Here is a 13,759-nt window from a genome sequence, read left to right as displayed (position 1 = left end):
CCGGGCCATCGGATCCGGAAAGGGTTCAGTACTTGAACTGACCGACCAGGCCGTGCAGCGTCGAGCTCATCCGGGCCAGTTCGCCGACCGCCTGCTCCGACGAGGCGATCGCCGTGGACGTCTCGGTCACCGCCGTGGAGACCGTGGAGATGCTGCTGGAGACCTCCTGGCTGCTCGACGAGGCCGCGGCCACGTTGCGCGACATCTCCGAGGTGGTGGCCGTCTGCTCCTCGACCGCGGAGGCGATCGTGGTCTGGTAGTCGTTGACGCGGGCGACGATCTCGCTCATCCGGCTGATCGCCTCGCTCGTGGCGGACGCGCTGAGCTGGATGTCCGCGACGCGCTGGCTGATGTCCTCGGTGGCCCGCGCGGTCTCCTGGGCCAGTTCCTTGACCTCGCTGGCGACCACGGCGAAGCCCTTGCCGGACTCACCGGCGCGGGCCGCCTCGATGGTGGCGTTCAGCGCGAGCAGGTTGGTCTGCTCCGCGATCGCGGTGATGAACTTGACGACGTTGGTGATCTCCGCGGAGGAGTTGCCGAGCGCCGTCACGGTGCGGCTGGCCTCCTCGGCGACCCGGACGGCCTCGGCGCCGGCCTGGCTCGCGTCCGAGGTGCTGGTGGCGATCTCCCGGATCGAGGCGCCCATCTCCTCGGCGCCCGCGGCGACGGTGGTCAGGGCGGTGCTCATCTCCTCGGTGGAGCCCGCGACACTGCCCACCTCACGGGAGGTCTGCTCGGCCGAGCCGGCGATCTGGCGGGTGCCCGTGGAGAGCTCCTCGCTGGCCGCGGCGAGCGAGGTCGCCTGGTCGCCGATCTGGGCGATGATGCCGGCCAGCTTGGCGACGAAGCGGTTGAACGCCTTGCCGAGGACCCCGAACTCGTCGTGGCGGGACTCGTCGACCCGGCTGGTCAGGTCGCCCTCGCCGTCGGCGATCTCGGCGAGCCGCTCGGTCAGCCCGTTGAGCGGGCGCAGGATGCTGCGGGCCAGCAGCCAGCCGATCCCGACGACCAGCAGGACGGCGAGCAGGACACCGAAGACGATGACGGTACGAGACGTGTCGGCGGTGTCGGTGGTCGACTGGGCGCGTACCGAGAGCAGGCTGGCCTCCTCGTCGGCCATCTCGGTCAGCACGGTGCGGATCTGGTCCATCACCGCCTTGCCCTTGTCGGTCAGCACGACGGCACGCGCCGCGGCGAACCCCTCGGTGCGGCGCAGCTCGATCGTCTCGGCGAGCTCGTCGAGCTTGGCCTGGACCAGCGGCCGCAGTTTGGCGATGCGCTCCTGCTGCACGGCGTTGTCGGCGGTCAGCTTCGCGACGTTGTCGATCAGCCCGGACAGGGACTCGGTCGCCGCGGTGTACGGCGCCAGGTACGTCTCGTGACCCGTGATCAGGAAGCCGCGCTGCCCGGTCTCCGCGTCCTTCAGCGCCCCGGTGATCTGCTCCAGCGCACCGAGCACCTGATAGGTGTGCGTCACCTGGTCACTGTTGGTCTCGAGGGTGTCCGTGTTGCGGTGCGCCAGAGCGCCGACGACACAGAGCACCACCAGTGGAGCGGCGAAGGCGGCGAACATCCGCGTCGTGACACGGTGCAACCACTTCATGATCAACACCCTTTCGCAGGCCAGGAGACTTTGTCGGCCTTTGAATCGGTTCAGGGTTGATCGACTGAAGGATTCAGCCCGGGAAGATCCTGAAGTAGGCGACGGCGAGGGCCATGAGGGCCAGGCCGGCGAGCCCGAAGCCGCCGGCCATGCGCCGGCCCATGCCCATGCTCTCTCTGCGGGAGGTCAGCACCTCAGCGCGGCTCAGCGTCGTGAAGACGGTGGCACCGGAGCGACGGGGAGCCAGACCTCGCCCGTTGACCCGGGCCAGGGCGAAGACCTTGGTGCCGCGCGGGATCCGTACCTCGGTGAGGCTCAGGCGCTCGCTCTTGCGAAGGTCGGCGACCACGTCGGGCGGGACGATCGAGGGGAGCGGGACGGGCGCGGCGAGACGGTGCTCCAGGCGGGTGGTCACCGGCACCGACGGCTCTTCGAGGATCGGGTCGGTCCAGGTCCGGGGGTCGACGGGCAGGCGGCCCCCGTGGTCCGCGAGGGTCGGCCAGGCCGGTGACGCGACGTCGAGCAGCACGTCGTGATCGGGGTCGTCGCCGCGGGAGAACCGGCGGCTCGGCTCGCGCAGCAGCACGACGTGGTACCACGCGCAGTCCTCGCCGCTGACCGGGGCGAACTGGCGGCCGGCGGGGCCGTACTCGGTGACGCCCTCGAGAGCGACCCGGCCCCGCGACCGGGCGCCGATCGGGGTGGGGGTGGTCCGGCGCAGCGTGCCGAGCGCGCGCAGGTCACTGAGGCTGAGAGCCAGGAAGATGAAGGCGCCTCCGAAGAGGAGGCCGCCCAAGCAGAACGCCACGGTGGCGACGACCATCACAGCGGTCACGATAGAACCGTGCCGCCACTACTCAGCCGAGGCGCCAGCGCAGTTCCGGGTCCCAGGGGCGGGTGAGGCAGACCAGCGGCCAGCCGGCGGAGGTCTGTGCCCGGGCGCCCTCGGTGGCGCAGTCCCCGAGCAGGGTCGCCACGGCCGGAGCGGCGCTGGTGGCGACCGGTGTGGTGGGCGCGGTGGCCGGCGCGGTGGTGGGCTTGGCGGGCTTGCGCGTCGTCGAGGTGACCGAGGGTTTCGCGGGAGCCTTCGTGCTCCGCCGGGAAGCGGAGGGCGACGGCGAACGCCGCGGAGACCGCGTCAGCGAGGGCTGCGGCGAAACGTCAGCTGACGGCGAAACCGACGGCAGCGGGGACGCGGGCCCGGCCAGCGGCGACCCGGTGGCCCACGACGGCTCGGCCGGCCGGTCCATCATCCCGATGACGATCATGCCGACGCTGCAGAGCGCCAGCACCACCACGGCGAACAGGACGAAAGGACGCTTGGGGGAGGAGGGGGCCGGCTTTCCCGTGTACGGCACGATGTCCCCGCTGATCATCCGTCCAGCCTCGCCCGGCGCGGATGATCTTGGCCATCCGCCGAACCGGCGGCCGCCATGACACTTTCCGGCACGGCGCGACCGGCTATTTGTCATGATATGGCGTGAGATTAGGCCATTTCGGCCATGCCCGGCTCTGGCGCTTCTTCGCGCTACCGACAGTGGTCTGGCTCGTGCTGGTCCTCGTCGGGACGGGCGGGCTGGTCTGGCTGGAACGCAGCAACCGGAAGAACCTCGCGGCGGAGATGCGACGGGTGGCGTCGTTCGCCACCAGTTACGTCACCGACCTGACGCAACGCGAACGGGCGCAGGCGGAGGCGTTCCTGGCCGAACCGGTCGTCGACGAGAAAGACTTCGACCGCGTGGTCGCCGCCTTCAACCATGACGCGGCGGTTCTACTCGACGAGAACGGCCGAGTGTTGCACATCGCGCCGCACCGGCCGGAGATCCTGGGCCAGGATCTCGCCGCGAGGTATCCACATCTGGAGACGGCGATCGGGGAGGGGCGGGTCGCGCTGTCGCCGGTTGTCGCCTCGGCCGGCACCGGCGTGCCGACGGTCAGCTTTGCCGTGCCGTTCGAGACGGAGCGCGGACGCCGGGTGTTCTCCGGCGCGGTGGAGATCCAGAACACTCCGCTCGGCGCCTACCTGTCCACCGTGGCGCCGGCCAGCGGTGCGAAGGTGTACCTGCTGGACACGACCGGTGCGATCGTCGCTTCGGACCACGAGCTGGATCAGGACCTGGCGCGGGCGGTGGCGGGCGCGGCCGAGGGCCGGTACGACCATGGCGGCCGGACCTGGCAGTTCGCGTCGCAGCCGGTGGCGAGGACCCCGTGGCGGGTGGTCACCACCGCACCGATGGAGCTCAGCCAGGCGCAGCTCGGCGGTCGCCGGGCGGCGCTCGTGGCAGCGGCGGTGGTGGGCCTGTTCGTGGTGCTGGCCGCGGGCCGCTCCCGCCGGGACCGCCGCGAGCTGGCGGCCAGCGAGGAACGGTTCCGGAAGATGTTCGACGGCGCACGTGTCGCCATGACGCTCAGCGACACGACCGGCCGCCTGATTCTCGTCAACGGGGCGATGCGGCAGATGCTGGGCCGCACCGATGACGAGCTGGAGGGGTTCGGCTACGGCAACTTCGTCCACCCCGACGACCGGGACATCGGGGCCGGCAAGCTGCGGGACTGCCTGGCGGGTGTAATCGACGGCTTCGACATCGACAAGCGATTCGTCCACGCCGAGGGCGACGAGGTGGAAACCGAGATCACCATCGCGCTCCTGCGTGACGATCAGCGGCGCCCGCAGTATCTCGTCAGCCAGATCCTCGACGTCACCGTGCGGCGCGCCCTGGAGCGTGCGCGCCGCAAGCACGAGGACGAGCTCTCCGAACGTGCCGAGCAGCTGCAGCAGGCCACCGACTTCATCGCGATGCTCACCCACGACGTCCGGCAGCCGCTGAGCGGCGTGGTCAGCCGCGGTGAGGTGCTTCTGGACGACTGGGCGGGGATCGAGGAGGAGACCAAGCAACGGTACGTGCGCCAGATGACCGCCGCCGGGCATCGGGCGGACCACATCCTCACCGAGATCCTGACGCTGGCCCAGCTCGACGCCGGCGCGATCAAGGCCCGCCCGGCACACCTCGATGTGCGCGACGTCGTCCGCGAGGCGGTGAACGCCTCCGAGGTCGCGTTCCAGGTGACCGTCCCGGAGGAGGCGCCCGGATTCGCCGACCCGGTCCACCTGCAACTGATTCTCGGCAACCTGATGAGCAACGCGGTCAAGTACGGTGAGCCGCCGTTCGAGATCGCCGTGGAGTCCCTTCCCGGCGCCGTGGAGGTCCACGTGTGTGACCACGGCGAGGGCGTGCCGGAGGGGTTCGTGCCGCACCTGTTCGACCGGTTCGCGCGCGCGGACAGCGGTGTGGCGACGGCGAAACCCGGCACCGGCCTGGGGCTGCACTTCGTCCGGCAGCTGGCCGAGGCCGGCGGCGTCACCGTCGGCTATCGCCCACGGGAGCCGCACGGCGCCGTGTTCGTGATGAAAGTGCCCGTCGCGGGCGGGGAAGCGGGTTAGGGCTTGCGTCCCATCGCCGCGTAACCGTCGACGTCGGGGCGGTCGTCGGAGTCCGGGCGCCACAGCGGCGTCGGGACCACGCCCGGCTCGACCAGGTCGAGGCCGTCGAAGAACGAGGTGAAGTCGGCGACCTCGCGCAGGTGGTACGGCACCGCGCCGCTCTCGTTGTACTGCCGGTGGGACTCGATCACCCGCTCGCTGGTGGCGGTGCCGTCGGACATCGTCAGGTAGCTGCCCGCCGGCAGGCCGGCGACCAGCTCCTGGACGATCCGCCGCGCCTCGGCCGGATCCTCGACGTGGCCCATGACGCCGAGCATCATCAGCCCGATCGGCTGCGAGAAGTCGAGGATCTTGGCAGCCTCGGCGAGGATCGAGCCGGTGTCGCGCAGGTCGCGGTCGATGTACTGGGTGAGCCCCTCGGGCGTGCTGGTGAGCAGCGCCCGCGCGTGGGTGAGCACCAGCGGGTCGTTGTCGACGTAGACGATGCGCGCCTCCGGCGCGACCCGCTGGGCGACCTCGTGCGTGTTGTCCGCGGTCGGCAGTCCCGTGCCGACGTCGAGGAACTGGCGTATGCCGACGTCGCCGGCCAGGTACGTGACGGCGCGCCCGAGGAACGCACGGGTGTGCCGGGCCGCGTCGACGATCTCCGGGAAGACCGCCTTGACCTGGTCGCCGACGGCCCGGTCGGCCGCGAAGTTGTCCTTGCCGCCGAGCCAGTAGTTCCAGACCCGGGCCGAGTGTGGGATCTCGACGTTCAGTTTGTCCGCGATAGCGTCCGTCACGGCAGCAGTGTCCCGTTCGGCAAGGTCGTCGCGCAACCCGGCCGATCAGCCGACCCCGCGGAACCGGTACGACGCGAAGATGACGTCGCCGCTGTGCTCGAAGCCGAGCCGCTCGTAGAGCCGGATGGCGTTGTCGTTGTCGTGCACCGCGTGCAGGAACGGCAGCTCGCCACGGGCCAGGATCCCGGCGGCGACGGCCATGGTGAGCCGGGCGCCGAGGCCCTTCCCCCGATATTCCGGGTCGGTGCAGACGGCGCTCACCTCGGTCCAGCCGGGCATCCGGAACCGCTCGCCGGCCATCGCGATCAGCCGGCCGCCGGAGTCGCGGATGCCGAGGTAGCGGCCCATGTCGACGGTGCGCTTGCGGAACGGGCCGGGCTGCGCGCGGGCGACCAGCTCGAGCACCTCGGGCACGTCGTGCTCGGTGAGGCGGACCGCCTCCGGGTCCTCCACGCCGGTCATGCTCTGGCCGATCATCTGCACGCCCTGCATCACCTCCTCGGTCTCCCAGCCGGCGAGCGGCGTGATCGACGGGCCGGTGAGCAGCGCGTGGTCGGTCAGCGTCGCCAGGTCGCGCCAGCCCGACGGGTCGGCCGGGTCGCGCAACGCGCAGAACGGTGAGATCTCGGGCACGTATCGGGCGGCGTCGCCCGCGGCCTCGGCGAAACACGCCTGCGGCCCGGCGAGGCTGGCCCACACGGGGTTGTTCAGCACACCTGCGACCCTGCCCCGTCGCGCCGTCTCGCGCCAGTAGATAACCGTCTAACCACCCAGGGGTCGTAGTCGTAAATCCGTCACACGGTCACGGCTGCCGGCGGCGTCACCGCGAGCGCCGGGATGTCGGCCGGCCACATCGGCTTGGCGAACAGGTAGCCCTGCCCGTACTGGCAGCCCATCGTGTCGAGCGCGGTGTGCTGGCCGCTCTCCTCGATGCCCTCGGCGACGACGGCGAGATCGAGGTTGTGCGCGAGCGTGACGATCGCGTCGACCAGCGCGTGCTGCTGACGGCTGTGCAGGATGTCGTCGATGAACGATTTGTCCAGCTTCAGCACATCAACCGGCATCTGCCGCAAGTAGCTCAGTGACGAGTAGCCCGTACCGAAGTCGTCGATCGCGATCCGCACGCCGAGGGCGCGCAGCGCCTTGAGATCGGCCAGGACCTTGTCCGCGTCGCGCAGGACCAGGCTCTCGGTGATCTCCAGCAGCAGCCACTCCGGCCGGGCGCCGGTGTCGGCGAGGGCCTGCCGGACCACGTCGGCGAAGTCGGACCCGCGGAACTGCCGGGCCGAGACGTTGACGCTGACGTAACGCAGTGTGGTGTCCTCACCGGAAGCGCGCCACTCGGCGAACTGCCGCAGCGCCTCGCGCAGCACCCAGGTGCCGATGCCGACGATCGCGCCGCTCTCCTCGGCCGCCTCCACGAAGTGGTACGGCCCGAGCAGCCCCCGGGTCGGGTGCTGCCAGCGGACCAGCGCCTCCACCCCGGTGATCTTCTTGTCCGCCAGCTCGGTGATCGGCTGGTACTGGACCACGAACTGCTCGTCGTCGATCGCCTCGTGCAGCGCCGTGCGCATCTCCAGGCGCTGCACCATCGCGTTGTGCAGGTCGGTCTGGTACCGCTGCCAGGCGCCCTTGCCGAGCCCCTTGGCCAGGTAGAGGGCCAGGTCCGCGTGGCGCAGCAGCTCGGTGGCGTTCTCCGCGTCCCGGCTGGTCGCGACGCCCACGCTGGAGGCGCCGCTGACCTGGTGCACGGTTCCGTCGGCGCCGGTCACCTCGATCGGCTCGGCCAGCGCGGCCACCAGCACCGCCGCCAGGTCCTCGGCCGCGTCGGCGCTGTCGCTCTGCTCGACCAGCACGGCGAACTCGTCGCCGCCCATCCGGGCCGCGGTGCTGCCGGCCCCGATCACCGCGGAGATCCGCTGCGCCACGGCGAGCAGCAGCTGGTCGCCGACGGCGTGCCCGAGCGTGTCGTTGACCTCCTTGAAGTCGTCCAGGTCGACGAAGAGCACACCGAGGGTGGCACCGTCGCGGACGGCCACGCTGAACGCCTGCTCCAGCCGGTTCTTGAACAGCACGCGGTTGGCCAGGCCGGTCAGGGAGTCGTGGAACGCCTGGTGGGTCAGGTCGTCCTCGAGGCGCCGCCGCTCGGTCACGTCGCGGAGGGTGATCACGAGTCCGCGTACCGTTGGATCTTCTCGAAGATCGCGCAGATCCGCCTCGATCTCCACCCGCCGGCCGCCGCGATCCGCGGCGAGATCGATGCCGTCCAGATCGCCGGCGCACCGCTCGATCCGCGTCCACACCTCCCGCAGCGCCTCCTGCGAGTCGGCGGCGATCAGGTCGGCGAACGGGGAGCCGGCCAGGTCGCCTCGGCCGAACAGCGCGTCGGCGGAGGGGCTGGCGTAGCGGACGACACCGTCGTTCTCCAGGATCAGGATGACGTCGGCGGCGCTCTGGATCAGCGTACGGAAGTAGCCCTCGGCATCCCGGCGGCTCACCTCCGCGGTCAGCGCGATCCGCTCCAGGACCGACGCCACCTGCGTGCCCAGCGCCTCGAACGACGGGCGTACCGCCTGCAACACTGCTTCCGAGGCGCCGACGACCATGACTCCGTACCCACCGTCGGGCAGCGGCTGGGTGCCGTAGAGCGCGTACGCGAAACCACCCGCCGAGCCGTGCGGGACCTCAGCGGCCGGCATCAGCCGCATCTCGTTCGCCGCCTCACCGCGGATCACCTCGGGCACCAGGTCCAGGTGGTAGGCCTCGCCGTCCGGCATGATCCGGGCGGTCGCGTGCCGGACCGCGTCGGCCACGTCCACGTCGGTGGCGGCGGCGAACAACCGCGCGCTCGCCTCCCGCAGCGCCCGCTCCCGGCTGCCGGCCTGCCGCTGGGCGAGAGCCAGGTCGGCGACCCGTCCCAGCACCAGCAGGAACATGACGGCGGCGGCCGCGGCGATGACCGGCGCGTCGATGACGCCGCCCCGCTCGATCTCCACCTGGTGGCCGCCGAGGTACTCCAGGACCAGCACGGCCGGTGCGATCAGCGCCGCCGTGGCCATCCAGAAGATCCGGTGCCGGCCCATGTCGGTCCGGGCCGGGCCCGCGGGCCGGGTCAGCGAGCGCATCGACGGCTGCAGCGCGACGTAGCCCATCAGGCTGTAGAAGACGATCCAGCCCAGGTCGACCGGCCCGCCCAGTGCCCAGGCGCTGTTGAGCTGCGACTGGCCGTAGAAGACGTCCGAGACCAGCAGGCCGACCATGGCGACACCCAGGGTCGTGACGGCACCGCCGCGCTTGCCGGCGCCGGTCAGCATCCGCAGGATCATCGCCAGCACGAGCACGTCGCCGAGCGGGTAGCCGATCGAGACCAGCTTCTCCAGTACCGACAGGTGCTCGGAGCGGGTGAACGGCGCGATCCAGTACACCCAGGCCAGCAGGCCCAGGCCGACCGTGGGCACCAGCGCGTCGAGAAGCGCGCCGCGGTTCGTGCCGCCGCCGGCCCGGATCCGGACGAACATCAGCAGCGCCGCCGTGAGCAGCGGGTACACCAGCAGGTAGAACAGGTCGGCGAAGCCCGGGAAGCCCGGCTCGCGCCCGAGCGCCAGCACCAGGTTGTACCAGCTGTCGCCGGTCGTGAAGCACGCGATCGCGGCGCTGATCAGGTACCACGGCGCCCGGTTCTCCGGCTTGTTCAGCCGGACACCGACCAGCACCATGGCGGCGCACGAATATCCCAGCGCGGCCCACGTGTACAGGTGAGCGTCCGGGAGCGCGTAGTAGACGCCGGTTATCGCCAGGATCCAGGCGCCGAAGCCCGCGCGAACCGCTCGCGTCGACATCGCGGACTCCGATCGTCAGGTGGCGGGGTTGCCGACCCGCCGTATCGGAGTCCCCGCCGCCGACTTGAGCCCGGTCCGCGGGCCGCACCCGTTCCGCAACCGAGTCAGGCGGAGATCGCGTCCACCAGCCGGCGCGCGGACCCGGCGAGGTTCCAGCGTTCGGCGAGGGCGAGCAGGGCGTCCGGGTCGCGCGGCGCCTTCGGCAGCGCCGGGTCGAAGTCCGGCAGCGGCACGTCGTGGGCGACCTTGCAGACGGGCAGGGCCTTGGCGAGATACTCCCGGGCGGCGTCGAGCTTGGTGCGCACGCCCGGTGCGAACCCGGCGTCGGCGTCGTCGAGGGCCGCGAGGATCTGCTCGACCCCGCCGTACCGCTCGATTAGGCGGGCGGCCGTCTTCTCACCAACGCCGGCCACACCGGGCAGGCCGTCGCTGGGGTCGCCCCGCATCGCGGCGAAGTCCGCGTACCACCGGGCGGGCACGCCGTACTTCGCCTGCACGAGAGCCTCGTCGGCGTCCTCCAGCTTGGCCACGCCGCGCCCGCAGTAGAGCAGCCGGGTCCCGCGCGCGTCGTCGACCAACTGGAACAGGTCCCGGTCGCCGGAGACCACCTCGACCGGCGACGGCTGCCCGGTCGCGAGCGTGCCGAGCACGTCGTCCGCCTCGTAACCGCCGACGCCGAACGCCGGGATCCCGATCGCCGCCAGCACCTCCAGCAGCACCGGCACCTGCCGCTCGAGCGAGGCCGGCACCTCCTCGACGTCACCGTGCGCGACGCGGTGCTTCTTGTAGGACGGGACCAGCTCGACGCGCCAGGCCGGCCGCCAGCTCGCGTCCAGCGCGCACACCACCCGGTCCGGCTGCCGGGTGCGGATCAGCTGCGCGAGCATGTCCATGAAGCCGCGGATCGCGTTGACCGGCTCACCGGCTTCGGTCTGGGCTGCCTTCTCCGGGATGCCGTGGAAGGCACGGAAGTACAGACTGGGGGCGTCGACTGCCAGCAGTGGTCGCGTCACCCGCAACACCCTAACGCCCCCGGCCCTGTCACTCGTTGTGCAGCACGCTGGCGATGGTCAGCCGCGCGGCCCGGCGGGCGGGCAGCCACGCTCCGAGGACCGCGATCAGCACCCCGCTGAGGACCATCAGGAGGATGGTTCCCGGGCTCCAGACCTGCAGCACGTAGTCCGGCAGCCGCAGTTTCGCCGCCTCCGCGGCCAGCGGGACCACGAACCGGTGGGCGAGCACGCCGAGCGGCAGCCCGATCAGCCCGGCCACCACACCCAGCGCCGCCATCGAGGTCACGGTCATCGTCACGACCTGTCGCGGTGTCATCCCGATCGACTTGAGCATGCCGAGGTCACGGCGGCGATCCTGGACGTTGAGGGCGACCGTGTTGAGGACGCCGAGCGCCGCCACCGTCGCCAGCAGCAGGCCAAGGACCGTGGAGAAGCCGGTCACGACGAGGGTGAACTCGTTGTCCCCGGTGTTGTTCCAGGCATACAGACCGGGGTCGGCGGCCTGGGTGGCGGCGACGTACGCGTCGATGCTGGTCCCGTCGGTCACCTGCACCTGGTAGAAGAAGTCGCCCGGTTCGGCGTCCGGGAACGTGCGCCACTGGGCGAACAGCCCCTCCGGCCCGGGGAGGCCGCGGACGGTCTCGCCGACCACGGTGACCTCGCTGCGTACCCCGTCCAGCTCCAGGGTCAGCCGGTCGCCGAGGTGCAGGCCGCGCTCGTTGAGCAGCTGGCTGGGCGCGACCACCTCGCCCGGCCCGGTCAGCCAGCGGCCCTCCAGGAGCTGCGCCTCGTACCCCATCGCCGCCGTGTCGCCGCGGGAGAAGTTGACCAGGATCGGCTCGTTGTCGCCGAGCACCGTGACCTCGCGGCCGACGGCGACAGCGACGCGTTCGGCGCCGGGCACGCCGCGCAGCAACCGTTCCACCTCGGTGTCGGTGCGGGTGCTGGGTGCCCTGCCGAAGGGTTCGGCGCGTACCCCGATGTCGCCGCCGGAGAGGTCGTCGACCTCCGCGACCCGGATGAGCGAGCCGGACAGACCGGTCGCGAACGTCACGGTGACGACGCCGAGCAGCAGCGAGGCCATCGTGAGCGCGGTGCGGCCGGGCCGGGCGAAGGGCATGCCGAGTCCCAGGCTGATCGAGCGCGGCAGGCGCGTACCGGTGAGGTTGCGCTGGACGCGCAGAGCGCGACCGCGCCGGGGAGCGCTTCCGGCGCTGATCGCCTCGGCGGCGGAGAGGCGGTGGGCACGCTGGGCGGGCAGCATCGCGGCCAGAAGAACCAGGAGGGGTACGCCCGAAAGCGCGACGATCCAGATCCACAGCCGTACGCCCACGTCGCCGAAGCCGAGTCCCTGGAACGTGCTCGCCAGCAGCGGGCGGGCCGCCGCCGCGCCGAGCATCGTGCCGAGCGCCGCCGCCACCAGGGCCGGAACCGTGACCATGGTCAGATAGACCGCGACCACCTGCCGTGGCGTGAACCCGATCGCCTTGAGCACGCCGATGTGCCGGAACCCGGACACCACCGCACCGCTCACCACGTTCCCCACGATGATCACCGCGACGAGCAGCCCGAGCAGGCCGAATGTGGCCAGGAACGGCAGATAGGTCGCCGGCTCGGCGGCCGCCCGCTCCTTGATCACCAGGTAGGGCTGAGCCGCGATCAGCGCGCCGCCGGGGAGCCCCGTGGTCACCCCGGCCACGCGCTGGTCGACGGCGGCCCGGGTGGTGACGTCGCCGGTGAAGCGGTAGAGCATCTGCGTGCCGGTCGGTTTCAGCTCGGCCATCTGCGCCGGCGTCACCCAGGCGTCCGCCGAGCCGCTCATGCTGTACGCCCAGCCGACCACGGTGAACGTCCGGCCGCCGGCGGTCACCGTCATCCGCTCGTCGATGATCCCGAGGTCGAACGCCTCGGTCTGCGGCACGTCGTTGAGCACGATCTCGCCGGGCGCGGACGGCCAGCGCCCCCGCCACAGGTCCAGCCGGTCCACCTCGCCGCCCGGGTCGGCGCGCCCGACCACGGTCATCGGCCCGTCCGCCCACGGGCCCGGTCCGCTGCTCTTCGACTCGAGGACCACCTGCCCGAACGGCCCGGTCGACGCCGATACACCGTTCCGCGCCGCGGCGAGCTGCGCGTCCGTCACCCTCGCCGGATCGAAGGCGGCGACCGCGTGCGCACCTCGCTGCTGCGCGAACGCCCTGTCGAACGGCGCCGAGACCGCGTCCAGCAGCGCGAGCGACACCACGACCGTGGTGGTCGACAGCAGTACCACCAGGAAGATCACGAACGTCTGCAGCTTCCGCCGCCGGATGGCCGCCCGGGCAGCGGTCCACACGGCGTTCACACCCGGTCCAGGGCGGACTCGCGGGCGATCCGGCCGTCGGCCAGCTCGATCAGCCGGCTGGCGCACCGGTGGGCGAGCCGCTCGTCGTGCGTGACGATCAGCAGCGTCTGCCCGATCTGGTTGAGGTCCAGCAGCAGGTCCATCACCTGCTCACCGGCCTTGCTGTCGAGCGCGCCGGTCGGCTCGTCGGCCAGCAGCAGCGCCGGCCGGTTCATCAGTGCCCGCGCCACCGCGACGCGCTGCCGCTCGCCGCCGCTGAGCGTCGCCGGGTAGACGTTGCGCCGGTCGGCGATGCCCAGCTCGTCGAGCAGCTCCAGGGCGCGCTTACGAGCCGCGCCGGCCGGCGTGCCGGTGAGCTGGGCGGCCAGGGCCACGTTGTCCAGCGCGGGCAGGTCGTCGAGCAGGTTGAAGAACTGGAAGATCATGCCGAGGTGGTGGCGCCGGAACAGTGCCAGCCTCGTCTCGTTCATCTCGTCGAGCCGCTCGCCGTGCACGGTGACCTGCCCGGCGCTCGGCCGGTCGAGTCCGGCGATCATGTTGAGCAGCGTGGACTTGCCGCAGCCGGAGGGGCCCATCACGGCCACCGCCTCGCCCGCACGGATGTCCAGCGTGACGCCGTCCAGCGCGACCGTCTCCCCGTATTCCTTGCGCACGCCGTCGAGTCGGACGACCGGGTTGTCTGTCATGCCGAGGACGGTAGTTACTCCGTACCCTCGAATCGTCGGCCTGGAGATGCAAC

Annotated in this window: 10 protein-coding genes; 1 reads left to right on the top strand and 9 read right to left on the bottom strand. The window is 71.4% G+C overall.

The genetic code is table 11. The features are described 5' to 3' along the window. Nucleotides 1-25: 25 nt before the first annotated feature. The 3 genes from AB0M02_RS39370 to AB0M02_RS39360 form a co-directional block, all read right to left on the bottom strand. Nucleotides 26-1,603 carry a CHASE3 domain-containing protein gene (locus AB0M02_RS39370; protein ID WP_364236838.1) on the bottom strand — a complete coding sequence of 526 codons (1,578 nt, stop codon included), beginning with the start codon at nt 1,601-1,603 and terminating at the stop codon, nt 26-28. 73 nt (nt 1,604-1,676) lie between these two features. Beyond that, on the bottom strand, nt 1,677-2,438 hold the full coding sequence (locus tag AB0M02_RS39365) for a hypothetical protein (RefSeq protein WP_364236836.1): 762 nt from the start codon (nt 2,436-2,438) through the stop codon (nt 1,677-1,679). 22 nt (nt 2,439-2,460) lie between these two features. Then, nucleotides 2,461-2,979 (bottom strand): hypothetical protein, encoded by a 519-nt coding sequence (locus AB0M02_RS39360; RefSeq protein ID WP_364236833.1) that lies wholly within the window; start codon nt 2,977-2,979, stop codon nt 2,461-2,463. Between the two features lie 104 nt (nt 2,980-3,083). On the opposite strand from AB0M02_RS39360, the gene AB0M02_RS39355 reads away from it, so the two are divergent. Continuing rightward, nucleotides 3,084-5,045, top strand: coding sequence for an ATP-binding protein (locus AB0M02_RS39355; RefSeq protein WP_364236831.1), 1,962 nt, complete (start codon nt 3,084-3,086; stop codon nt 5,043-5,045). Here the strand turns inward: AB0M02_RS39355 and AB0M02_RS39350 are convergent. From AB0M02_RS39350 to AB0M02_RS39325, 6 genes are all read right to left on the bottom strand, one after another. Then, the gene (locus tag AB0M02_RS39350; RefSeq protein ID WP_364236828.1) at nt 5,042-5,863 is read right to left on the bottom strand and encodes an SAM-dependent methyltransferase; all 822 of its coding nucleotides are present in this window, start codon (nt 5,861-5,863) and stop codon (nt 5,042-5,044) included. The genes AB0M02_RS39355 and AB0M02_RS39350 overlap by 4 nt on opposite strands. Nucleotides 5,864-5,872: 9 nt before the next feature. Further along, entirely contained in the window at nt 5,873-6,541 is a 669-nt protein-coding gene (locus AB0M02_RS39345) for a GNAT family N-acetyltransferase (RefSeq protein ID WP_364236826.1), read from the bottom strand. Nucleotides 6,542-6,621: 80 nt separating this feature from the next. Beyond that, nucleotides 6,622-9,666 (bottom strand): EAL domain-containing protein, encoded by a 3,045-nt coding sequence (locus AB0M02_RS39340; protein WP_364236824.1) that lies wholly within the window; start codon nt 9,664-9,666, stop codon nt 6,622-6,624. Between the two features lie 104 nt (nt 9,667-9,770). Then, nucleotides 9,771-10,679 carry a 5'-3' exonuclease gene (locus AB0M02_RS39335; RefSeq protein WP_364236821.1) on the bottom strand — a complete coding sequence of 303 codons (909 nt, stop codon included), beginning with the start codon at nt 10,677-10,679 and terminating at the stop codon, nt 9,771-9,773. 28 nt (nt 10,680-10,707) lie between these two features. Further along, nucleotides 10,708-13,020 carry an ABC transporter permease gene (locus AB0M02_RS39330; RefSeq protein WP_364236819.1) on the bottom strand — a complete coding sequence of 771 codons (2,313 nt, stop codon included), beginning with the start codon at nt 13,018-13,020 and terminating at the stop codon, nt 10,708-10,710. Beyond that, nucleotides 13,017-13,706, bottom strand: coding sequence for an ABC transporter ATP-binding protein (locus AB0M02_RS39325; protein ID WP_364236816.1), 690 nt, complete (start codon nt 13,704-13,706; stop codon nt 13,017-13,019). Before AB0M02_RS39325 ends, AB0M02_RS39330 begins: the two co-directional genes overlap by 4 nt. Nucleotides 13,707-13,759 lie beyond the last annotated feature (53 nt).

The organism is Actinoplanes sp. NPDC051861 (assembly GCF_040681145.1).
GTDB lineage: Bacteria > Actinomycetota > Actinomycetes > Mycobacteriales > Micromonosporaceae > Actinoplanes.
The sequence above is the reverse complement of the archived record's forward strand: the minus strand, read 5'-3'. Positions and strand labels throughout refer to the sequence as shown.